Source organism: Thalassotalea mangrovi (assembly GCF_005116735.1).
Taxonomy (GTDB): Bacteria; Pseudomonadota; Gammaproteobacteria; order Enterobacterales; family Alteromonadaceae; genus Thalassotalea_A; species Thalassotalea_A mangrovi.
This window is the reverse complement of sequence record NZ_SWDB01000009.1, coordinates 159,255-181,993: the sequence shown is the minus strand read 5'-3', so window position 1 is coordinate 181,993 and position 22,739 is coordinate 159,255. Positions and strand designations below refer to the sequence as shown.

The following is a 22,739-nucleotide window of genomic DNA, read 5'->3' as shown; positions in this document are numbered from 1 at the left end:
AGCTATGTCTGAATTGACAACCATTGCTCGTCCTTACGCGAAAGCAGCGTTCGAGTATGCCGTTGAGGCTAAATCTGTTGATGCCTGGTTAGAGATGCTTGTATTTGCATCCGAAGTTAGCCAGAACGAAACCGTTGCCGGTTATATAGCTGGCGGCATGGGCGTTGAGCAGATAACAGATTTGTTCCTTAAAGTATGTGGGGAGCAACTCAACGACAAAGGCCAGAATTTCATTAAGATCCTGGCAGAAAACGGACGCTTGTTGGTGCTACCACAGATCGTCACTCAATTTGCTGAATTAAAAGCAGAGTATGAGAAAGAAATATCTGTTGATGTAGCTTCTGCGGTTGAATTAAGCGCAGAACAAGTTACTTCATTGAGCGCCGCGCTTGAAAAGCGTCTGGCTCGTAAAGTTAAGCTAAATTGCACAGTAGATGCCAATGTTGTATCCGGCCTTGTTATCAAGGCAGGTGACACAGTTATCGACGGTTCTGTCCGCGGTAAACTGGATCGTTTGGCTAACTCAATGCAATCCTAATCGGGGAAAAGAGCATGCAATTGAATTCCACTGAAATCGCTGAGTTGATCAAATCTCGAATTGATCAATTCGACGTTGTTAGTGAAGCTCGTAACGAAGGTACTATCGTTTCTGTAACTGACGGTATCATTCGCATCCACGGTCTTGCAGATGTAATGCAAGGTGAGATGATTGAACTTCCTGGCAACCGTTATGCTATCGCCTTGAACCTTGACCGTGATTCGGTAGGTGCGGTAGTTATGGGTCCTTACGCGGACCTTGCTGAAGGCGTAAAAGTTAAAGGTACTGGCCGTATTTTGGAAGTACCAGTAGGTCGCGGTCTTCTTGGCCGTGTTGTTAACACCCTGGGTGAGCCAATCGACGGTAAAGGTCCTATCGAAAGCGATGGATTCTCTCCTGTTGAAGTTGTTGCACCAGGTGTTATCGACCGTAAATCAGTTGACCAGCCAGTTCAGACTGGTATCAAGTCAATTGACTCTATGATTCCAATCGGTCGTGGTCAGCGTGAGCTAATCATCGGTGACCGTCAGGTTGGTAAATCTGCGATCGCACTAGATGCAATCATCAACCAGAAAGATACAGGCATCAAGTCAATCTACGTAGCGGTAGGCCAGAAGGCTTCTACGGTTGCTAACGTAGTACGTTCTCTTGAAGAGCACGGTGCACTTGAAAATACTATCGTAGTTGTCGCTTCTGCTTCTGAAGCAGCTGCACTGCAATACCTGGCGCCATACTCTGGTTGTACTATGGGTGAATACTTCCGTGACCGCGGTGAAGATGCCCTAATCGTATACGATGATTTGTCTAAGCAAGCTGTTGCTTATCGTCAAATCTCACTACTACTTCGTCGTCCTCCAGGACGTGAAGCATTCCCAGGTGACGTTTTCTATCTTCACTCACGTCTACTAGAGCGTGCTGCTCGTGTAAACGAAGAGTATGTAGAGAAGTTCACTAACGGTGAAGTGAAAGGTAAGACTGGTTCACTAACTGCTCTGCCTATCATTGAAACTCAAGCGGGTGACGTATCTGCGTTCGTTCCTACTAACGTAATTTCAATCACCGATGGTCAGATTTTCCTTGAGTCTAACCTATTCAACGCTGGTATCCGTCCTGCTGTTAACGCAGGTATCTCGGTATCTCGTGTTGGTGGTGCAGCTCAAACCAAGATCATCAAGAAGCTTGGTGGTGGTATCCGTCTAGCCCTTGCTCAGTACGCTGAATTAGCAGCGTTCGCACAGTTCGCATCTGACCTTGATGATGCTACTCGTGCCCAGCTTGAGCACGGTCAGCGTGTAACCGAACTAATGAAGCAAAAGCAATACAGCCCTCTTTCTGTGGCTGAAACTGCAGTTTCTCTGTTCGCGGCTGAAAAAGGTTATTTAACTGACATCGAAATCAACAAGATTGGCGATTTCGAAGCAGCGTTATTAGCCTACGCCAGTAACGAGCACGCAGAGCTTATGGCTACCATCAACGAAACTGGTAACTATGATAAAGATATCGAAGCGGGTCTGACTAAATTGCTTGAAACATTCAAAGCAACTCAAACCTGGTAATTATTAGTTTCGGAGACAACAGTCATGGCCGGTGGTAAAGAAATTAAAGACAAGATCGGAAGTGTTAAAAATACACAGAAGATCACCAGCGCAATGGAAATGGTTGCGGCATCGAAAATGCGTCGCGCGCAGGATTCGATGGCTGCCACTCGTCCATACGCTGAGAAAATCAGAAACGTGATCGGTCACATTGCATGCGGTCAACTTGAATATCGCCATCCTTATTTGGAAGAGCGTGAAGTTAAGCGTGTAGGCTATATCGTTATTTCTACCGACCGTGGTCTTTGTGGCGGCTTAAATGTCAACTTGTTCAAGTCTGTATTAAAAGACTCTGCCAAATGGCAGGAACAAGGCGCCGACGTGGAATTTGCATTAATCGGCTCGAAAGCAGCCGGTTTCTTTTCCAGTTTCGGTGCAAACATTGTTGCCCAAAAATCCGGTTTAGGCGACCAACCTTCCGTAACCGATTTAATCGGTTCTGTTAAGGTGATGTTAGACGCCTACGACAAGGGTGATATCGACCGACTTTTCGTAGTGTACAACAAGTTTGAAAACACTATGAGTCAAAAGCCGACTATCGATCAAATGTTACCTTTGCCTAAGTCCGATGATGACAACATTACCCATCGCTGGGACTACATTTATGAACCAGATGCGCAAGTACTACTTGATCAGCTGTTGGTTCGCTTTATTGAGTCCCAGGTATACCAGGGCGTGGTTGAAAACCTCGCCAGTGAGCAAGCCGCGCGTATGGTAGCGATGAAAGCCGCTACCGATAACGCAGGTAACTTAATTGACGACTTACAATTGGTATACAACAAAGCCCGTCAGGCGGCGATCACTCAAGAGCTGAGTGAGATCGTTGCTGGTGCGGCTGCGGTATAGGCAAAGAATTAATTAAAGTTTAGAGGAATAAACATGAGTGCAGGTAAAATCGTGTCAGTTATTGGCGCAGTTGTGGACGTAGAGTTTCCACAAAATGCTGTACCTCAGGTATATGACGCATTAACTATCACCGAAGGTGATCTGGCTGGTCGCGTACTCGAAGTACAGCAACAGCTAGGTGGTGGCATAGTACGTACTATCGCCATGGGTTCATCTGACGGTTTGCGTCGTGGTCTGAATGTAGAGAACTCGGGTAATCCTATCCAGGTACCAGTTGGTACTGCGACACTTGGTCGTATCATGGATGTATTGGGTAACCCAATTGATGAAGCGGGTGACATCGCCACAGAAGAGCGTTGGACGATTCACCGTGAAGCGCCTTCTTATGAAGAGCAATCAAACTCCAACGAACTGTTAGAGACTGGTATCAAGGTTATCGACCTTGTTTGTCCATTCGCTAAGGGTGGTAAAGTTGGTCTGTTCGGTGGTGCCGGTGTTGGTAAAACCGTAAACATGATGGAACTTATCCGTAACATCGCGATCGAGCACAGCGGTTTCTCTGTATTCGCTGGTGTTGGTGAGCGTACTCGTGAGGGTAACGATTTCTATCATGAAATGAGCGAATCTAACGTACTTGATAAAGTAGCGCTAGTTTACGGTCAGATGAATGAGCCACCGGGTAACCGTCTTCGTGTTGCGATGACCGGTCTTACCATGGCAGAAAAATTCCGTGACGAAGGTCGTGACGTTCTGTTCTTCGTAGATAACATTTACCGTTATACCCTGGCGGGTACTGAGGTATCGGCACTTCTGGGTCGTATGCCATCTGCGGTAGGTTACCAGCCAACTCTTGCTGAAGAGATGGGTGTTCTACAGGAGCGTATTACGTCAACTAAGACTGGTTCAATCACTTCAATCCAGGCGGTATACGTACCTGCGGATGACTTGACTGACCCATCTCCAGCAACCACCTTTGCTCACTTGGATGCAACGGTTGTACTTTCTCGTGACATCGCTGCCCAGGGTATCTACCCGGCAATCGATCCACTAGATTCTACTTCTCGTCAGTTGGATCCACTTGTTGTTGGTAACGAGCACTATGACGTGGCTCGTGGTGTTCAATCAACACTACAACGTTACAAAGAGCTGAAAGACATCATTGCGATCCTGGGTATGGACGAGCTTTCTGAAGAAGATAAGCAAACCGTTGCCCGTGCTCGTAAGATTGAGCGTTTCCTTTCTCAGCCGTTCTTCGTTGCAGAAGTATTCACCGGTTCTCCTGGTAAGTACGTTTCTCTGAAAGACACGATTGCTGGCTTTAAAGGAATCCTGGCTGGTGAATACGATGAACTACCAGAACAAGCGTTCTACATGGTTGGTTCTATCGAAGAAGCCGTAGAAAAAGCTCAGAAAGCTTAATTGGCTTAGGAGAGAATATGGCTGCCATGACGGTTCATTTGGATGTAGTAAGCGCCGAAGAAAGCTTATTTTCGGGTCGCGTAGAATCATTGCAAATTACAGGTAGTGAAGGTGAGCTGGGTATTATGCCTGGTCACGCTCCTTTACTGACTGCTTTGAAACCAGGTATGGCGCGTATTGTTAAACAACATGGCGGCGAAGAGGTGATTTACCTTTCCGGCGGTATGTTGGAAGTTCAACCAGGTAACGTTACCGTATTGGCCGATGTGGCTGTACGCGGTGACGACCTGGATGAGCAAGCTGCTTTAGAAGCCAAGCAACGTGCAGAAGAGCACATTGCAAACGCATCTGCTGACGTTGATTACGCAGAAGTTGCTGCAGAGCTAGCCAGAGCGGTAGCGCAATTACGTGTTATCCAGGAAGCAAACAAATTTAAGAAGAAGTAAATACGTTTACTTACTCTGATTTTAAAGGCGCCATTCGGCGCCTTTTTTGTACATGGATGTACTTATCCTCCCGGACCATGGATGGTAGCAAGGGAGGGTTTATTACACGGATGTAAGTATGCCCGGTGAGCAGGATGCGGTACGGGTATGTACATGGATGGTTGCATACAAGGAAGTATGTATATCGAATGTGTCGGGAGCATTCATTCGATTAGAGGGAGGGTTTATTGCTTAAAGTAATAAACCCTGCACCACAGGAGGATTCGCTTGCTGAGTAAGAGCTTGTTATTGAGCTATGATATGAGCACGGTAGTTCTCGTAATCAATGGTTAATAAAAAGTGTTTAAGAATGTCATAACCGAGAATGCCCTTGGTTTTTATACCGCGTTTGAGCCTTGAGCCGGTAGGCGCAGATTCATTATTTTTTCCAAGGTATGTTACCGCACCGTCAACTGGAACGGTCATTTTCACATTTTCAAGCTCATAAGGGCCAAATTTCAAGGAGTTTACCGAGAAGTTCTCAGTATCCATTGAGCTGTTAATACCCTCGACAGTACTGCTTATTAATTTAGTCTCATCCAATAATCCATTTTCTTCGGCCCAGCCACGTTTTATATAAATGCCCGAGTTATTGCCCGTATCCAGGGTTAACCAGACTTTTTCACCATTAATTTCTACCTGCACAGCAGGAAGGCCGCTACCTAATGCCCGGCGCATCGGTAAATTGGCATGTTTAGCTAAATCGACTGCCTGCTGCGGGAGTAATTGCATTTTTGAGTTTGGGTAGTCAATCTGGACGATAATATTTTTAAAAAAACTATTACCGAATAAGAAATCTATATTATTAAGCTCTCCGCCAACGACTTTATTAAGTTCAAATTGAGCACCAAATACTTCAATCGGTATTTGATTGTAAAGGGGGAACTTTTGTTTACTATTCACTCCTTGAACCTCTATATGTCCAGTTCTGGTAAAGTCTTCACCATGTTCATCAACGAATGCCTGATTGATCATGTGAATATTTGCACCTGAGTCCAACATTGCTTCGGTACTCTGTCCGGCAAGGGTTAAATCGATGAATATATGATTATTTTTAAGTGTGAAAGGAACCCATTCAGCATTGGCTGGAAGGCTTGGAAAATAGGTGCTTCCGACCAGAAATAAAGCGACTGCTTTTTTTAACATCTGTTGTCCTTAGATGATTATTATTTTAGCGGCGATTGATTCTAATCGCTAAGCGAGGGTACAACAATTCGTAAAAATAGGATGGCTTTCGAGACTAAAATTCACCGGGCATCATGCTCAATACCCGGCAGAATGTTTAATTTTTGGTGATGTTATGGCGTTACTATTGAGCCCATAAGTGAGCCCGGTAATCTTCATAATCTATGGTCAGGATAAAGTGTTTTAACACGTCATATCCCAGGATTCCCTTGGTGACCACCCCTTTAGCTCTTAAACGGGAGAAGTCTTTGGTCTCGCCTCTTCCCTGGGCCAGGTTTGTGTCAACTCCCTCTTCAGGAATGCTGGCGGGAATGCTCTCCAGTTCATAAGGGCCAATTTTTAAGGTATTGATGATAAATGACTCAGTGCCTATGGTTTCGACAACTCCGGCCACATTGGATTCAGTGGTCGCACTATCGATAATGCCATTTTCGAGAACAAAATTACGCTTTAAAAAAAGACTGCCATTGTTTCCTGTATCGAGCATTAACCAGGTTTTCATGCCATTTAGTTCTACTTCTACCGCCGGCATGCCAGAACCACGCTCTTCACGCATGTTGATATTGGCCAGCTTTTTGAGGTCAACTGCCGATTTCGGTGCTAATTGAATTTGTTTGTTAGGGTAGTCAATCTGGACAATGATACCCTTAAAAAATCCGGAACCTAAAATCAGGTCAACGCCAAGATCAAGCGCTGCTACCTCCGGTAAATCGAGATCCTGACCAAACATATGTAGATTTATATCTTTATAAATGGGGTAGTCTTTGCGCCCACTGACACCTTCAATGGTTACCTTGGTTCTGCTTTTCTTTAAATGCTGACCATGGGCCTCAATAAACGTCTGGGAAATCGCATTAAGGTCGGCACCACTGTCTAGCAGGGCTTTTGCAGGCTCCCCTTCAATGGTTACATCGATCATGATAAGGCCGTTGTTAAGTTCAAATGGAACCCACTTAGCGTAAGATGAAAAGCTAATTAAGGTTATCAAAGCTAACAATAGGGCTTTAAAACTGAAGTTTTCCATAAAATTCCCTTTATTATTAATTAAATTGATTGGTTTGGAACTCGTATGATTACCATTCAATTTATCGGGAAATACACGTAAAATAAAGCCAATGTAAAAGTTAATGGAAAAGCTATGTCACTTTCTGTCGTTATTCTTGCTGCGGGTAAAGGTACTCGTATGCGTTCAAAACTTCCCAAAGTTCTCCACCCTGTTGCTCACAAATCCATGGTTGAGCATGTTATCGATTCTGCCCGAGCATTAGATGCGCAACAAATTAATCTGGTTTATGGCTTTGGTGGCGAGTTATTAAAAGAAGCGGTCAAAGGCGATGACTTAACCTTTGTTGAACAGGCTGAGCAACTGGGTACTGGGCATGCAGTCGATCAGGCTCGGGAATACATCAAAGACAATGAAGACGTGTTGGTTCTTTACGGTGATGTGCCGTTAACCCAGGTATCAACGTTAGAGCGTTTGTTAGCGGCCAAACAGGACAATTCGATGGCGCTGCTAACCGTAGAGTTAAGCGATCCGACTGGTTACGGTAGAATTGTTCGCGATAATGGCAAGGTTGTTGGCATTGTAGAACAAAAAGATGCGAACGCTGAGCAGCTGCAGATTACCGAAGTGAATACCGGCATCCTGCTGGCTAATGGTGGTGACTTAAAACGTTGGTTAGGCAATCTATCCAATGACAATGCTCAGGGTGAATATTACCTGACTGACATTATCGCTATGGCTCATGGTGAAGGTAAAACCATCCACACCGCCCATCCAGATACTGCCATTGAAGTAGAAGGTGCGAATAATCGTATGCAACTGGCCACGCTGGAGCGAGCCTACCAGGCACGACGCGCTGAACAGTTAATGATTGCCGGTGCCAGTTTACGCGATCCGGCGCGCATTGATATCCGCGGTGAATTGTCGATTGGTGAAGAAGTTAAAATCGATATCAACTGTATTTTTGAAGGTGACGTTTCCCTTGGTAATAACGTTGAGATCGGTGCTAACTGTATCTTGAAAAACTGTCAGATCGGCGACGACGTTGTGGTAAAACCTAATACCATTATCGAAGATGCGGTTCTGGAAAATAAATCCAGTGTCGGTCCATTTGCACGTATCCGCCCAGGTTCGGTATTAAAAGAAGATGCGCATGTTGGCAATTTCGTGGAAATGAAAAAGTCGACTTTAGGACCAGGTTCGAAAGCTGGCCATTTAACTTATTTGGGTGACACTATTGTTGGCAGTAAAGCGAATATTGGCGCTGGCACTATTACCTGTAACTATGATGGTGTTAACAAATCCCAAACTATTATCGGTGATAACGCCTTTATCGGCTCTAATGCATCCCTGGTGGCGCCGGTGACGATTGGCAATATGGCCACGACAGCAGCTGGTTCGGTAATTGTTAAAGATGTGGAAGATGATAGCCTGGCGGTAGCCCGTGGCAAGCAGCGGAATATTAGTGGTTGGAAACGCCCAGCTAAAAAATAACCGTTAATTAATCAGAGACAGCCCAATGACTGAAGCAAAATTAATAACCCTGTTAAAAATTGCTATCGGCATTGGGCTTTTTTTATTGGTGACCGGTTATTCCATGCTTCACGTATTTTACCTGCCGGAAAAAATGGGTGTCGCAGGTATGGTGTTAGGCGCCGCCTGTATCGCTTTGGGGCTGATCTTTTCTCTTCCTACCAAGATGTATCTGACCTTTTTACTGGTAAAGCGTGAACAAGAGCGCAAAAAACAAAAGTCTGATAATGGTTGAGGCATTCCCTGCCCCAGTTATGCTGGTGTATTTTTCTGCCTGATTCGATGGCTGTTCTTCAGCCTTTTGATTCCCGTTTTCTCTTTAATGTCAAACGTCATCCCGAACTTGATTCGGGATCTCCTGACGTGTGCTGTGGTTGTATTTATTTCAGTCTCTAACTTAAAAGGATGTAAACGGGGTAGCGTATGATTCTGGTTGGCATAACAGGGACGTTCGTCCCTTGGCTGAGATTCCCTGTCGTGGCAGGGAATGACTCAAGGGATTTCGCTTTTTGCTCGGAACAGCGTGTGCTCGGAGCTGATGACATCAGCGTGCTCGGAGTGACGTATTCCGTCACGTGCTAGGAGTATCGTTTACGATATGTGCTGAGGGAGTTAATAACTCCATGTGCAAACCCGTACAGCGTCCTGCTCATCAAAAACAGAATCGATTGTCAGTTCTCGGCAATTGCCCCTGCATTGCTCTAATAAATTACGTCCATGTAACGACCGACACATTCGATATACATACTTCCTTGTATGCAACCATCCATGGTTCGGGAGGAGATATAAAGGGATTTATGGAATGTCGAGATATCAGGGATGACTATATCTCGACTAAGCACGTCCATGAAAGCAAACCCTCCCTTGCTACCATCCATGGTGCGGGAGGAGATATAAAGGGATTTATGGAATGTCGAGATATCAGGGATGACTATATCTCGACTAAGCACGTCCATGTTCATACCCGTACCGCGTCCTGCTCACCGGGCATACTTACATCCCTGTAATAAAAAACGCCCTTGCGGGCGTTTTGTACATTTAGTTAGCAGCTAAGGTTATTACATAACCTTAGTCACAGTCAGGGTCGAATTTAGCGGGTCCGGACCGGTTACCGTGAACAGGTAATCGCCAGCTTCACTAATATCAATCTTGAAGTTTGTTTGCGAATCCTGAACCAGGGCTTCTGGAGTACTCAGGAAAACATCGGCATCGTCACCAGAGGTGGCACCTAAGTTAACCGTTGACCAGTCTTGAGAAGCAACTTTGAATTCATAACTCTGTGCATCCAAAGACAAGGTTAGCGTGTATGTGCTGTTGCCAATGTATGTCATGGCATCGTTTTCGGACCAACCATTCATACTCCCTTTTACATACACTGTAGTTTCACCAAACATTTTGGCACTGTATACAGACAGGATCGGTTCTTGTTGGTTAGACGCATCAAAGATGAAGGTGTATTCACCATCGGCAAATACCATGTGCAGGTTGTCATTTGAACCCGGCACCAAAAGCTGTTCTTCACGCTCAAATACCTCAGTATCATCAAATGGCGCGCCCATGTTTACGGTTGCCCAATCGGCAGAAGCTACTTTAAAGTACTTATCACCGGCTTCAATAGTGGTAGTTAATGCGTATTTACCATCACCGATATAGGTGAATGGAGTGGTTTCACCCCAACCATTCATATCACCGCGTAGGAATACCGTTGTACCATAGAATGGCTCTTCATAAGTGACGCTTAGTATCGGCGCCGACGTATTCGTTGCGTCGATAGAGAAGGTGTAACGAGTCTCTTCGGTAATGGTGATCTTCAGATTGTCGTTGCTACCCGGCACCAGTACCAGATCGGTATTTAACATAACCGAATCACCATTTGGCGCACCAAGGTTAACCGTAGACCAGTCTCCTGAAGCGACTTTGAAGTTGTATTCACCTGCCGCTAAATCGATATCCACCGAGTAAACGCCGTTACCCTGATACGTCATTGCATCAGTTTCACCCCACCCATTCATGTCGCCTCGGACCAGGACAGTGGTATCGCCATAAGGGACAACATCAGGCGCACCTGCGGTCGCGAATGCTGATAGCCCTTCGCCTTGCATCTCGCCCTGAAGTTTTACAAATACCGCAGTGCTCAGTGCTGGCACGGTAAAAGTACCTTCGCCTTCGCCCGAAGTAAAACTTGCACCGGAAACCACACCATCAACAGAATTCTGTTGCACACTATGCAGCGTAAAACCAGACGCCGTTGCTACTGAATGAGAGTGCTCCATGTTACTTGTGTTAACAACAACGACGACTGCATCATGCATTGGGTCAAGGTCGGTAAAACCAGTACCATCGTCAATACTCATCACGATTAGTCCCTGAGTCTGACGCTTGCCAATATTGTGGAAACCAACACGGTTAATAATGTCATCAGCGTTCGTTAAACGGAACAGCTTACTGGACTGGCGAATCTGCAGAAATTCATTGAAGACATTGCTGGCAAAGCTGATTTCATGCATGCCGACCTGGGCCATGGGGTTTGATGCTAAAGAGACTAAAGTATCGTCATTACGACCACCTTTATCTAACGGCAGACCAACATTAAAATTGTTGCCGTAGAAATCAAAGTCGACTTTGTTGTGCCAATCGCCAGCGTCATAGGTATTGCGATCAAGTGATTTAGACCGCAAGAAATCGCCGCCCATTTGCAGGAACGGAACGCCTTGCGAAAGCAGAATAATCGACTGTGATACGTTTTGAGCACGCACTCGCTCGTCCATGCTCATAGAGAACGGCAATACAAACTGCAATTGATCCCAAAGTGATTCATTATCATGCTTGGAGACATAGTTAATAACATCTGCAGGGTCTTTTGCGTACATACCCGGGTTATAGGCACTACCCGTCGCATCAACACCGTTGTAGCTTTTTAACACATAGTCGGCTAATGAACCGGCCATACCAAGTTTAACAATATCCTGCTTGATGAAAGGACCATCCTCATAATCAATGTTTGAGAAGATTTCACCTGTGCGGATACCTTCGCGGATGCGGTCGTTAAAGGTAGATATTTCGGTACCAGCCATATTGAACTGGTTCGCCTGCTCAAAACCACGATCGTCTCGAGTCCAGCCTTCACCGTAGAAATAATTGTCTTCATCGATTTCCCGGACGGCATCACGAGCGGCAAGCATTTGTTGCTTAGAACCATGACTCATAATGTCAAAGCGGAAGCCATCGTACTTATATTGTTCCGTCCAAAGCAGCAGTGAATCTACCATGAACTTGTCCATCATACGGTGCTCAAGTGCCGTATCATTACAACAGGTCGACTGAATGACCGTACCTGATACCAGATCGCGGCTGTGGTAATAACCCGGGACGATTTTATCGAACACCGAATTATCCCAGAGGCCTGAAGAATTAGTGTGGTTGTAAACGACATCAAGGACGACCCGCAGACCAACTTCGTGCAGAGACTGAATCATCGTACGCATTTCTTTGATACGCGCTACACCGTCTGCATCGGAAGCATAAATACCATCAGGTACATTGAAGTGCTTAGGATCATAACCCCAGTTGAAGCTATCAAATTCACGCAACACGTTCATCAGGTCAGCGGCATCGTTAGTATAGGGACTGTAGTTTTCTAAAACAGACTGCAGTGATGCATTGTTGTCTTCCACGCCACAAACCGGTGCATCCGCTTTTAATGCACAAAGATCAGCAACCGTATCGGTTAAATCAACAATACGCTCTGGATCTTCATTAATCGACGCAATGTCATTGGCAGGAAGAATGTGGAAATGCGTTAACCCACTCTCCGCAAGTTTTTTCAGGTGCATGACCGGCGCGCTATCCATTTCAGCGAAAGCCAGGTACTTACCACGGTTTTCTTCAGAAACCGATTGGTCCATGGCACTGAAATCACGGATGTGAGCTTCATAAATTACCGCATCTTCAATGTCGGCTATGGTGGGAATGGATTGCTCAATCCAACCGTCAGGATACAAATCTGAATCTTCCAGATTCACAAACTGAGAAAACACACCGTTAGTCGATAAGCTTACCGAATACGGGTCAGTTACCAATAAGGTTTCGACCATCTGGTTTTGTGGGTGATAAACGGTGATTTCAAACTGATAAAAAGCGCGATCCATGGCTAAGTCAGCACTGTAGCTCCAGATACCTGTCATCGTATCTTCGCTCATTGGATAGCTGCCAGTTTCTACCTTGTTGGCATCATAGACTTTCAGCACAACGTTTTGAGCAGTCGGTGCCCAAAGCGCAACATCGATCATGCCATTGTCGTAGTTCAGGCCTAACTGCGCTTCATCGGCATCCATTTCGCCCATGGTGTACAGATAATCAAGAACCTTATCGGCCTGCACATTGCTGGCGGCTACAGCTTTGTCGTCGCTATCATAACCGACGAGTACTAACTGACCTTTTAATACCGATTTCGCTTCTTCTGCCGTCCAGTTACCCTGGTAGGCTGGCCAGTCTGCCACTTTCGGCGCAAAGGCTTTTTGTTCGTCGGTTAAATCGACAAAGCCTAGCTCCAGGGTTGAGCCATTGAATACATCATTTTCATCAGCTTCGATGCCGGCACTGGCTGAATAGTGCAGTTTGACACTACTAATGTCTGCATCTGAGTTCCATACCAGGGTATTGGTATCTATCCAGTGGGCAGCAAAGTCTGCGGCTTTAACCGGTTGTTCACCTAAAGATACTACTGGGTACTCAAACACAGAAGGTTCACCATTAAAGGTGAAGTTCATCCGTGCATAGGTAGGGTCGTCCTGACGCAACGGCATCTGGAAATCACCGCTACCGAGAGCTTTACCCGCATCATCAGTACCGATATGAACGATGAAATTACCACATTCGGTATAACCTTCTTTCAGGTTAAGGATGTAATACGCACCGTAGGTTGGATCAATGCCAGCATAATTGTGGCCATTCGCCCAATCGGATTCATCATGCGGTGGTGCATAAGCATCACACTGATCGGTATTCCAGGTATGCAGGCGGTAACCTTCGTAGGCACTTTCATCATCGGTGCCCAGGTTAAAATAAAGCACGGCTTCATTTTCTGCCGGGAAGTAAACTGGCGCTGGCGCATTCGGATCGACACCAACCACACAGGTTTCGTTTAGAGCATCCGGAACCGTTGGTACCGGACATTGAATCGGCTCAGGCGCCACACAAGATGTGCCGCTGGCATCAGGTACCATAGGTACATTACAGGTTAACAGGGACTCCCCTGACTTAATATCACTCTCACCGCCACAGGCGGTAAGAAATAGCGATACCAAGGCGACAATCAGCAAATTTGCTAGGTTTTTTGTCGTTTTCATTCTTATTATTCCTTATTCAATCGTTACTTAGGGTTTTCGATTTAGCCTGTGGCTAGAACGAGTAAGTAACACCTAAGTAAAATTGGCGACCGAAATACTGGGTCGTCCCGGAAAACTGCTTACTACCAAAGTAACTCTGGGTTGGCTCATCGGTCAGGTTGTTTACCTGGAACAAGGCGCCAAAATTTTCGGTAATGTTGTAAGAGGCTTGATAGTCAATGATAACTTCCTCATCGAAGTTAGCGATTTGCTGGTTTACACCCCATTGCTCAGAGACGAATTCGTCGCGATAACGAACACTGACACGGGTTTCAAAATCCTGGTATTCCCAGAATAAAGTCGACGTGAACAGGTTCTCTGAAAGCCCTGGTAGTGATTGTTCAACCGAACCACCAGCTAGATCAGTCACTAACTCAACATCACTTTTAGTGTGTGAGTAGCTCAGGCTAAGACCTAAACCAGACCATAGCTCCGGCAGGAATGAGAATACCTGGGTATAGGAGATTTCAAGACCTTTAATATTACCGCCTTCTTCGTTATTGATGGCGGTGCTGTAGATACCAACCGGGTCAACTTCACTGACCACACCTGTGGTTTCATTTTCAATGGTATCCGGCACGTAAAAGCCCGCTTCTTTAAAGTCAAAGTTGCTAACCGTCAGGTTTTGAATGAAAGACTCAATGTCCTTGTAAAACAGGGCTACAGCAACCGCTCCGTCGGTTTCGCTGAAGTAGTATTCGTAGGAAAGATCATACTGAGTCGCATAAAACGGCTTCAGGAACGGACTGTTATTACTTGACCCCGACACTTTTCCGTCGTCAGCCACAGTCGCGCTACGATCGGCGGCTAAGCGATTGATTGGCGGACGAGACATCACTTTTGCGGCAGCAAAACGTAATTGCGAATCGTCAGTCAAGCGAGCATTTAAGTTAAGCGATGGCAAGTAGTCGGTATACTCAATACCAATGACTTTCGGCGCATAATTAGAATTAACCAGGCCAACTTCGTCCATGACATTCTGGGCGCCGGCTGCCAATACGCCGCCAACGTTGTCCAGTGCCGTGGCACTTTGGTCAGTATCGACCATGCGAATACCAATATTTCCGCTAATTGGCGTATCGAAAAGTTCAAAATCAAGGTTGGCCATCACATAAGCGGAGAATACTTTTTCATACACTTCACCACTTTGCAACACTGACCAAGACGTGGAGTTATTGATTACACCATCTTCATCCGCACCCCAGGTTTGCACGGGTTGTGGAATATCATCACCGAACCAGGCGTTCAGGGCCTTATCTAGATCAATGGCCAGGTAGCTTGGGAAGTAACCAAACTCACCTTCCCAATCAACCACTTCAACCATGTCTTCGGTCAGACGAAGCGGTGGTTCACTGCTGGAAAAGTTATTGTCAGCACCATATTCGTATACCGAACGATCACTGCTGTAGTCACGATCAGAATAACGAACACCGAACTCAACCGAAGAGATAAAGTCATTATCTAATGAATAGTTAAAGTCAAGGCGATAGGCTTTCAACTCATCGGTATTCTCATATGGATAAATACCGTATTTGCTTACCATGACGCGATCGATGTCGGTAAATGCATCTTCCTGGCTAAAACCAACATCTGGAAGATCCAGGCCGTTTAGCATGTAGGAAATCGACACGTTTTGATCGAGAACCGGGTTTTCTGCGTTCGCGTCTTCTGCGACTAGCGACCAAAGCAGACCGTTGCGAAATTCGCTTTCGGCGCTGGAATAGCTGATATCCATGCTGGCATTTAACTGGTCGGTAATTTGCCAATCGAGATTCAGGCCATAACTTTGTACTTCATCGAAATCCTGATTGTCATCATTGACCAGCTCAACGCGGGTGTTGTTGCCTTTACTTTTACGATTAATGGTACCGCCAATCATTGAGTTATTAACGATAACCGGATTGGAAATGGCCGCTGTTTCACCATCAAATTTTACCCGAAAACCACGAGCAAAGGACTCACTATCAAATTGAGAAATGAAAGCATCGGCACGGACGATAAAAGTATCGTTTGGCGCCCATTCAATCGCACCAATATAACCGTTTCGGGTTTCCTCACCACCAAGATGCTGTAGCTCGAAACCTTCACTGATAAACTCGTTTTCTGGCGCATCGGCCGGACCATCCATATCATTTGCCAGGAAGTCGAGATCTTTATCGGCATTATATGCAAAGCCGATAAACTGGGTGGCAACACCTGGTTGGTACAGGCGGGCATAACCTAATGAAAGGCCTAAGGTTTCCTCGAGAAATTTACCTTGGTAAGAAAAACTGAAACGATGACCAAATTCTTCAGCATCAGCCACTTCCGATGCCCGGTCATTATACATGCCACGCAGGTTTACATTGAAAGTGTGTTGTTCTTCATTGGTCAGTGGACTTGCGGTTTTAAGTTCGACGGTACCGGCGACACCCCCTTCAATTAAAGAAGCTTTTGACGATTTGTAGACCGCGGCTGAAGAAATCAATTCAGAAGGATACTGATCATATTCGATTGAGCGGCTACCGGATGTGGATACTTGTTCACGACCATTTAACGTCGAAGAAACAAAGCCGCCGCCAAGACCACGAATGTTAATTTCTGCTGCCTGACCACCAGTACGTACCGCTGCTATACCCGGTAGTCGGGTTAAGGCATCGGCCATGGATACATCAGGAAGACCGCCGAGATCATCGGCTGATATTTGCTCGGATACCGTATCGGCCCAGCGTTTTTGGTTGATTGATTTGATTAAAGAGCTTTTAAAGCCAGTAACCTCAATCACTTCAATGTCATCTTCATTCGTCTCAGCTGTGCTGTTCTCAGCTTCCTGCGCATAGGTTTGCGCAGAGATCGCCAGAACGCCACTTGCCATCAGAGCAAGAGTGACTTTGCTAAAATTAAACATAGTGTTTTCCCCAGATGTTCAGTCCCTGAACCATCAATTTTTTATAAGCTACCTTGCTGTTGTTTTTATTATCCAACGCCCAACACAGAGGTTGGGACAGTTTTATATTAAAAATTGGGCGGGTGAAGAACTATACAATGCATACGTATTCATATCGGTTGACCAGGTTGCTAATAACTATGAATTATTTCGTAAGATCATGTAGTTAATTTACTTGTTTTCTAAATATGAAGTGCAGGCCAATAAATTCAGCCTGTCGGTGATTGCACGGCAAAATAAAACAATTTAACAAGGCTTATTTTTGGTGGTAATGAATACGTATGCAATGACCCTGGTGGGAAACCTGAGACAGGCTTGTTATCCATTGATGCTGGACTATTATTGAATAGGTTTAACTTATTGTTTGTTCAGCGGTTGTCGCTGCCTGCGGAGTTTTTATGAGTACCTCTAAACTGAAACTGGGCCTGATTACCTTAAGTCTGGCAGTCCCTGTTCTCGTTCATGCCAGCCCTGAAAACGAAGAACTCGCAAAAAAATTATCAAACCCCGTAGCGTCTCTTATAAGTGTGCCGTTTCAGTTTAATTATGATCATAATATTGGTGGCCGTGATGATGGCGATCGCTACCTGACAAATATCCAGCCAGTCATACCAATCAGCTTAAATGATGACTGGAATCTGATTTCCAGAACCATCCTTCCGGTTGTTTCTCAGGATGATATTTTTCCTGGTGCCGGTAGCCAGTTCGGTATTGGCGATGTAGTACAAAGCTTTTTCTTTTCGCCGGTCAGGCCGACGAAAAGTGGCTGGATTCTCGGCGCTGGCCCGGTTTTTTTGTTGCCAACCGGTAGTGATGATTTATTAACCGCCGATAAATGGGGCGCCGGACCGACCGCAGTAGCCCTGCGCCAGGATGGGCAATGGACGTATGGTGGGTTATTTAACCATATCTGGAGTTTTGCCGGCGAAGATGATCGGGCGGATGTAAATACGACATTTATGCAGCCATTTATCTCTTACACCACGAAATCGGCCATTACTTACTCACTTAATTCGGAAACCACCTACAACTGGGAAATTAAAGACTGGGCGGTTCCGGTGAACTTTCAGGTATCTAAGGTCGCCCAGCTTGGCGGACAAACGGTCAGTTATGGTGCCGGTTTACGCTATCATATTGCCAGCTCCAATGGTGGTCCTGAAGGTTTCGGTGTGCGTCTAATTTTTACCTTGCTGTTTCCTAAGTAAAACCGGGCATCAAAAATTATCGTAAATTTGTGTTGTTTAAGCGCTACCAATCTATATCTTTGCTGGCGAATGGTTTACTCTGAGCATTCGCTATTTGTCTTTTAAACACTATGCAAGTTATTGAAATATTTGCACGCTTCTTACTATTAGGTTGTTATTCCTTTGGTGGGCCAGTTGCCCATATTGGCTATTTTCGCCATGCCTTTGTTGAGAAATTGCAATGGGTCGACGATAAGCATTACGCTCAGTTAATTTCACTAACTCAATTCTTACCCGGACCAGGCTCTAGCCAGATTGGCTTCGCCATTGGTCTGGAACGAGCCGGATTGCTGGGTGGACTGGCAGCATTTCTCGGTTTTACCCTACCCTCATTTATATTGTTGTTTGTGCTTTCTTCAATGGCCTCACAATTTGAGCAAAACACCTTGTTTCAGGGCATTACTCACGGCTTGAAACTGTTTGCAGTGATTGTTGTCAGTGATGCTGTGCTTGGCATGTACAACAATTTCTGTAAACGACGCTTTCATTCTGGGATCGCGATTATTTGTGCTGCAGTATTATTGTCTTTGCCGGGGTTGGGGATGCAGCTAGTCGTGTTGGTTACCGCTGCCGCTGTTGGTTGGCTAGGCAAAGGCTGGAACCCGGCAATTGATAATTCAACGCCGCTACTGGTAGCGGATAACAACAGTCGATTGATCTCCTGGCCATTGGTGATATTTATAGGGTTATTTATCGCCCTGCCAGTGCTAGCCTCTACCTCTCTGGCATGGCAGACATTCGCTTCGTTTTATCAATCCGGGGCATTAGTGTTCGGCGGTGGTCATGTGGTGTTACCGTTATTGCAACAAACCTTAGAGGGATTGATCAGCAATGACCAGTTCTTAACGGGCTATGCTGCTGCTCAGGGTGTTCCGGGCCCGATGTTTACTGTTGCGACTTATCTGGGCGTACAAATTAACCCGGAACAAAGTTTGCTGTTTGCAATACTGGCGACAGTGGCGATATTTTTACCGGGCTTTTTATTAGTGATAGCCTTGAAAGACGCCTGGCTATCGCTGGCGCATAAACCTGCGGTCAGTGCCTCGGTCGATGCAATTAATGCCGCCGTTGTCGGCCTGCTGATTGCCGCCTTGTATCAGCCGGTATTTATCAGTGCCGTTGAGGGTGGTGTGGATATGGCTCTGGTGATTTTAGGCCTGTTTTTAATGAAAAAACTTAAATGGCCAATCATCTACCTGGTCATGCTATTTATCGCTATCGGCGCCGGATTAAGCGTTGTGAATATTTATTGAAAAATTTTTTAACCATAAACAAGAAGCTGAAAATGAAAAACTTAAGTCTTATTGCAAGTGCACTGCTTCTGGTCGCCTGTGGGAGCGAACCGGATAATAAGGTGCAACCTGAAACAACAATGGAAACGACAGAAATCACTTATCCAAATACACGAAAAGATGACGTGGTCGATGAGTACTTTGGCACCAATGTTGCCGACCCTTACCGCTGGCTTGAAGATGATCGCAGTGCTGAAACCGGCGAATGGGTAAAAGCGCAAAATAAAGTCACTTTCGGTTACTTAGACACCATTCCATATCGCGATACTCTTAAAAAGCGCTTAACTGAGCTTTGGAATTACGAAAAGTATTCCGCACCTTTTACTGAGGGCAACTATACCTATTTCTACAAAAATGATGGTCTGCAAAACCAATATGTTGTATATCGTCAAAAAGGTGACGGCGAAGCCGAAGTCTTTCTCGATCCAAACAAGTTCAGTGACGATGGCACCACGTCGTTATCACAACTGAGCTTTTCTAAAGATGGCAGCATTGCCGCTTATGCTATTTCTGAAGGCGGCAGTGACTGGCGTAAAGTCATCATTATCGATGCCGAGTCGAAAAAACAACTGGAGCCGGCGCTGGAAAATATTAAATTTTCCGATATTGCCTGGAAGGGTAATGAAGGCTTCTTTTATTCCAGTTATGACAAGCCTGAGGGCAGTGAGCTTAGTGCCAAAACTGATCAACACAAGCTGTATTATCACAAACTTGGTACCGCCCAATCTGAAGACAAGGTGATTTTTGGTGCAACTGCAGAACAAAAACGTCGTTATGTCGGTGGCCAGGTCTCTGAAGATGATCGCTTTTTGCTGATTTCCGGTGCTCAATCAACGTCAGGTAACGATTTACACCTGTTAGACCTGAGCAAGCCAGATGCGACCCTGCAAAAAGTGATGGATGATCGTGGTGTTGATACCTATTTGCTGGACAGCAAGGGTGACAACCTGTATCTGGTAACTAATCTCGATGCACCGAATCAGAAAGTGGTCGCCATGGATGTTAATAACCCGGCGCCTGACAACTGGAAAACCATTATTGCTGAATCTGAGCATGTGTTAAAAGCCTCGTCTGGCGGCGGTTATCTATACGCTCATTACATCGTCGATGCAACGACTAAGTTGGTGCAGTTTGACCATCAGGGCAATAAGCAACGAGATATCGCCTTACCGGATGTAGGTTCGGCATCAGGTCTCGATGGTAAAGCTAAAGATCAGGTTCTTTATTACAGCTTCACTAACTATAAAACCCCGGGCACGATTTATTCCTTCGATGTGAAAAGTGGTGAATCTGATCTTTATCAGGCTTCCGGCGCTAAGTTTAATAGCGACGAATACGAGTCTACGCAGGTATTTTATACATCAAAGGACGGTACTAAAGTACCGATGATCATTACCCACAAAAAAGGCGTTGAGCTGAACGGCAAAAACCCAACTATTTTATATGGTTATGGTGGCTTTAATATCAGTCTTACCCCGTCATTCAGTGTCGCTAATGCGGTTTGGATGGAACAGGGTGGTGTTTATGCGGTCGCGAACCTTCGCGGCGGTGGCGAGTATGGTAAGGACTGGCATAAAGCGGGGACACAAATGCAAAAGCAGAATGTATTTGATGACTTTATCGCCGCAGCCGAATACCTGATTGATGCCAATTACACGTCATCGGATTATCTAGCCATCCGTGGTGGCTCGAACGGTGGCTTATTGGTCGGTGCGGTCATGTTACAGCGCCCTGAACTGTTTAAAGTGGCTCTGCCAGCGGTTGGTGTGCTGGATATGCTGCGCTATCACAAGTTTACCTCAGGTGCCGGCTGGGCCTATGACTACGGTACGTCGGAGCAAAGCAAAGAAATGTTTGAGTACCTGTATGCATACTCGCCTTTGCATAACGTAAAAGAAGGCGGTCAGTACCCTGCGACGTTGGTTACCACGGGTGATCACGATGACCGGGTTGTTCCTGCCCACTCGTTTAAATTTGCGGCTGAATTGCAGGCGAAACAGGCGGGTGAAAACCCAGTGCTGATCCGTATTGAAACCAATGCCGGACACGGTGCGGGTACGCCGGTATCGAAATATATTGAGCAATACGCCGATATGTTTGGCTTTACCCTGTTTAACATGGGCGTTAAACAACTTTAAGGGCTAACTACTGCAGGTCCTCGCGCTTTTAGCGCGAGGACCTAATCACTCAATAGCTGACTTGATCAAAACCTTTCCCCAAAGTGAAAATTACCATCACTGTAAAATTAATTGTCACTTTTTCTTTATTTATAAATACCTTATTACCCCTGCCCATCCACTAACCTATTGAAAGAGCTTTGTTTTATGCTCTTTTAAAGGATTTTCTTAAAAGTGTAAAAAAATCCTACATTTTTCTGTCGTTTTTCGTTCTTTATCTATACTTAGGTTTATAAATCGATGGCCAATGGAAAGATTCCGGCCAAGTCCCCCAGGTTGTCTGTGTTGTTTCTGTTTGTCTGGGGCGATGTTTGAAGCTCGTCAGAGCAGCGATAAAACAGGGTACAACACAATGAAAAAACTAACGTCAAACCTTCATGTATCGGGCCTTAACCAGTCAGGCTTGGCTTTAACCTTAGTGCCACCCGAATCGAATTGCAGGTGCAATCGGTAAGCGCGCCAATCCCTTAAACGTCCACTGAATTTTCATTCAGCTTTTTTATGCACTTTTCTGGTGTAGGGGTTCCGCAGCTTAAATTCTGGAAAAGTACGACAAGGAATGCATGATGGTTAAGTTAACAGCACTACTTTTTGCTTTATTTTCCTGCAGCACTATAGCCATGGAGTTTGAAGTAAAACTTGGCGGTTGGTCGGATCATTTAAAGAAAAATGATACCGAGGCTATTATCCGTGAATTTATTGATCCGGAGTTTGAATATAACGAGAACCACAAAGGCTACGGGGTCAAATGGTACTTTTATGAATTATCGCCAAAATGGCAAATTAATCTTGAAGTCTGGCACATGCGCGACTCCCACGATATGGATTATGATTCCATCGGCCTGGGGTTTACCCGGGATTTTCCTCTCGAGGACAGTTTTCTCGACAAAATAAGCTTATCGATGCCAATCACCTACGTTGATCGCTCCGATATTTTGTACTCGGACACCAGTGCCGAGTTTATCCGTAAAGAATTCGTTCATTTCATGCCCTACTTAAGCTTTTACAAGAAAGGCTTTCATGTGGATTTTACTGTGCTTCCCCATGATACCAATACGGGCTTTTCCATTACCGCTTTTGCCCGCCTTGGCTATCGTTTTTGATTAGTG

15 protein-coding genes are annotated in these 22,739 nt (G+C 45.5%); 11 read left to right on the top strand and 4 right to left on the bottom strand.

The window, feature by feature from the left end:
• Positions 1-4: 4 nt before the first annotated feature.
• The 5 genes from atpH to E8M12_RS04880 are packed head-to-tail and all read left to right on the top strand — an operon-like array spanning position 5 to position 4,844.
• Positions 5-538, top strand: coding sequence for a F0F1 ATP synthase subunit delta (gene atpH / locus E8M12_RS04900; RefSeq protein WP_136734971.1), 534 nt, complete (start codon positions 5-7; stop codon positions 536-538).
• Positions 539-552: 14 nt separating this feature from the next.
• Positions 553-2,094, top strand: coding sequence for a F0F1 ATP synthase subunit alpha (atpA, locus tag E8M12_RS04895; RefSeq protein WP_136734970.1), 1,542 nt, complete (start codon positions 553-555; stop codon positions 2,092-2,094).
• A gap of 24 nt (positions 2,095-2,118) precedes the next feature.
• Positions 2,119-2,979, top strand: coding sequence for a F0F1 ATP synthase subunit gamma (atpG, locus tag E8M12_RS04890; protein ID WP_136734969.1), 861 nt, complete (start codon positions 2,119-2,121; stop codon positions 2,977-2,979).
• Positions 2,980-3,012: 33 nt separating this feature from the next.
• Positions 3,013-4,398, top strand: coding sequence for a F0F1 ATP synthase subunit beta (gene atpD / locus E8M12_RS04885; RefSeq protein ID WP_136734968.1), 1,386 nt, complete (start codon positions 3,013-3,015; stop codon positions 4,396-4,398).
• A gap of 17 nt (positions 4,399-4,415) precedes the next feature.
• Positions 4,416-4,844: a F0F1 ATP synthase subunit epsilon gene (locus E8M12_RS04880; protein ID WP_136734967.1), complete on the top strand. Its 429-nt coding sequence runs from the start codon at positions 4,416-4,418 to the stop codon at positions 4,842-4,844.
• A gap of 285 nt (positions 4,845-5,129) precedes the next feature.
• On the opposite strand, the gene E8M12_RS04875 is transcribed toward E8M12_RS04880, so the two are convergent.
• Positions 5,130-6,029: a pepsin/retropepsin-like aspartic protease family protein gene (locus E8M12_RS04875; RefSeq protein WP_136734966.1), complete on the bottom strand. Its 900-nt coding sequence runs from the start codon at positions 6,027-6,029 to the stop codon at positions 5,130-5,132.
• Positions 6,030-6,192: 163 nt separating this feature from the next.
• Positions 6,193-7,092: an aspartyl protease family protein gene (locus E8M12_RS04870; protein WP_136734965.1), complete on the bottom strand. Its 900-nt coding sequence runs from the start codon at positions 7,090-7,092 to the stop codon at positions 6,193-6,195.
• Between the two features lie 114 nt (positions 7,093-7,206).
• On the opposite strand from E8M12_RS04870, the gene glmU reads away from it, so the two are divergent.
• Positions 7,207-8,565: a bifunctional UDP-N-acetylglucosamine diphosphorylase/glucosamine-1-phosphate N-acetyltransferase GlmU gene (glmU, locus tag E8M12_RS04865; protein ID WP_136734964.1), complete on the top strand. Its 1,359-nt coding sequence runs from the start codon at positions 7,207-7,209 to the stop codon at positions 8,563-8,565.
• Positions 8,566-8,590: 25 nt separating this feature from the next.
• Positions 8,591-8,839 (top strand): hypothetical protein, encoded by a 249-nt coding sequence (locus E8M12_RS04860; protein WP_136734963.1) that lies wholly within the window; start codon positions 8,591-8,593, stop codon positions 8,837-8,839.
• A gap of 823 nt (positions 8,840-9,662) precedes the next feature.
• Here E8M12_RS04860 and E8M12_RS04855 read toward each other — a convergent pair.
• Both E8M12_RS04855 and E8M12_RS04850 read right to left on the bottom strand, forming a co-directional pair.
• Entirely contained in the window at positions 9,663-13,952 is a 4,290-nt protein-coding gene (locus tag E8M12_RS04855; RefSeq protein WP_136734962.1) for an alpha-1,6-glucosidase domain-containing protein, read from the bottom strand.
• A 52-nt stretch (positions 13,953-14,004) separates the two neighbouring features.
• A complete protein-coding gene (locus E8M12_RS04850; RefSeq protein ID WP_136734961.1) occupies positions 14,005-16,878 on the bottom strand; it encodes a TonB-dependent receptor in 2,874 nt (957 codons plus the stop codon).
• A 437-nt stretch (positions 16,879-17,315) separates the two neighbouring features.
• Here E8M12_RS04850 and E8M12_RS04845 point away from each other — a divergent pair, with 437 nt between their 5' ends.
• From E8M12_RS04845 to E8M12_RS04830, 4 genes are all read left to right on the top strand, one after another.
• Positions 17,316-18,122 carry a transporter gene (locus tag E8M12_RS04845; protein ID WP_136734960.1) on the top strand — a complete coding sequence of 269 codons (807 nt, stop codon included), beginning with the start codon at positions 17,316-17,318 and terminating at the stop codon, positions 18,120-18,122.
• A 110-nt stretch (positions 18,123-18,232) separates the two neighbouring features.
• Entirely contained in the window at positions 18,233-19,414 is a 1,182-nt protein-coding gene (gene chrA, locus E8M12_RS04840) for a chromate efflux transporter (RefSeq protein ID WP_136734959.1), read from the top strand.
• A gap of 32 nt (positions 19,415-19,446) precedes the next feature.
• Positions 19,447-21,591 (top strand): prolyl oligopeptidase family serine peptidase, encoded by a 2,145-nt coding sequence (locus E8M12_RS04835; RefSeq protein WP_136734958.1) that lies wholly within the window; start codon positions 19,447-19,449, stop codon positions 21,589-21,591.
• Between the two features lie 605 nt (positions 21,592-22,196).
• Positions 22,197-22,733, top strand: a complete 537-nt coding sequence (locus E8M12_RS04830) for a hypothetical protein (RefSeq protein WP_136734957.1) — start codon at positions 22,197-22,199, stop codon at positions 22,731-22,733.
• Positions 22,734-22,739 lie beyond the last annotated feature (6 nt).

Bases quoted from the DNA above. Each gene is read 5' to 3' on its own strand.
- atpH (WP_136734971.1), top strand. From the start codon at position 5: ATGTCTGAATTGACAACCATTGCTCGTCCTTACGCGAAAGCAGCGTTC.
- atpA (WP_136734970.1), top strand. From the start codon at position 553: ATGCAATTGAATTCCACTGAAATCGCTGAGTTGATCAAATCTCGAATT.
- atpG (WP_136734969.1), top strand. From the start codon at position 2,119: ATGGCCGGTGGTAAAGAAATTAAAGACAAGATCGGAAGTGTTAAAAAT.
- atpD (WP_136734968.1), top strand. From the start codon at position 3,013: ATGAGTGCAGGTAAAATCGTGTCAGTTATTGGCGCAGTTGTGGACGTA.
- E8M12_RS04880 (WP_136734967.1), top strand. From the start codon at position 4,416: ATGGCTGCCATGACGGTTCATTTGGATGTAGTAAGCGCCGAAGAAAGC.
- E8M12_RS04875 (WP_136734966.1), bottom strand. From the start codon at position 6,029: ATGTTAAAAAAAGCAGTCGCTTTATTTCTGGTCGGAAGCACCTATTTT.
- E8M12_RS04870 (WP_136734965.1), bottom strand. From the start codon at position 7,092: ATGGAAAACTTCAGTTTTAAAGCCCTATTGTTAGCTTTGATAACCTTA.
- glmU (WP_136734964.1), top strand. From the start codon at position 7,207: ATGTCACTTTCTGTCGTTATTCTTGCTGCGGGTAAAGGTACTCGTATG.
- E8M12_RS04860 (WP_136734963.1), top strand. From the start codon at position 8,591: ATGACTGAAGCAAAATTAATAACCCTGTTAAAAATTGCTATCGGCATT.
- E8M12_RS04855 (WP_136734962.1), bottom strand. From the start codon at position 13,952: ATGAAAACGACAAAAAACCTAGCAAATTTGCTGATTGTCGCCTTGGTA.
- E8M12_RS04850 (WP_136734961.1), bottom strand. From the start codon at position 16,878: ATGTTTAATTTTAGCAAAGTCACTCTTGCTCTGATGGCAAGTGGCGTT.
- E8M12_RS04845 (WP_136734960.1), top strand. From the start codon at position 17,316: ATGAGTACCTCTAAACTGAAACTGGGCCTGATTACCTTAAGTCTGGCA.
- chrA (WP_136734959.1), top strand. From the start codon at position 18,233: ATGCAAGTTATTGAAATATTTGCACGCTTCTTACTATTAGGTTGTTAT.
- E8M12_RS04835 (WP_136734958.1), top strand. From the start codon at position 19,447: ATGAAAAACTTAAGTCTTATTGCAAGTGCACTGCTTCTGGTCGCCTGT.
- E8M12_RS04830 (WP_136734957.1), top strand. From the start codon at position 22,197: ATGGTTAAGTTAACAGCACTACTTTTTGCTTTATTTTCCTGCAGCACT.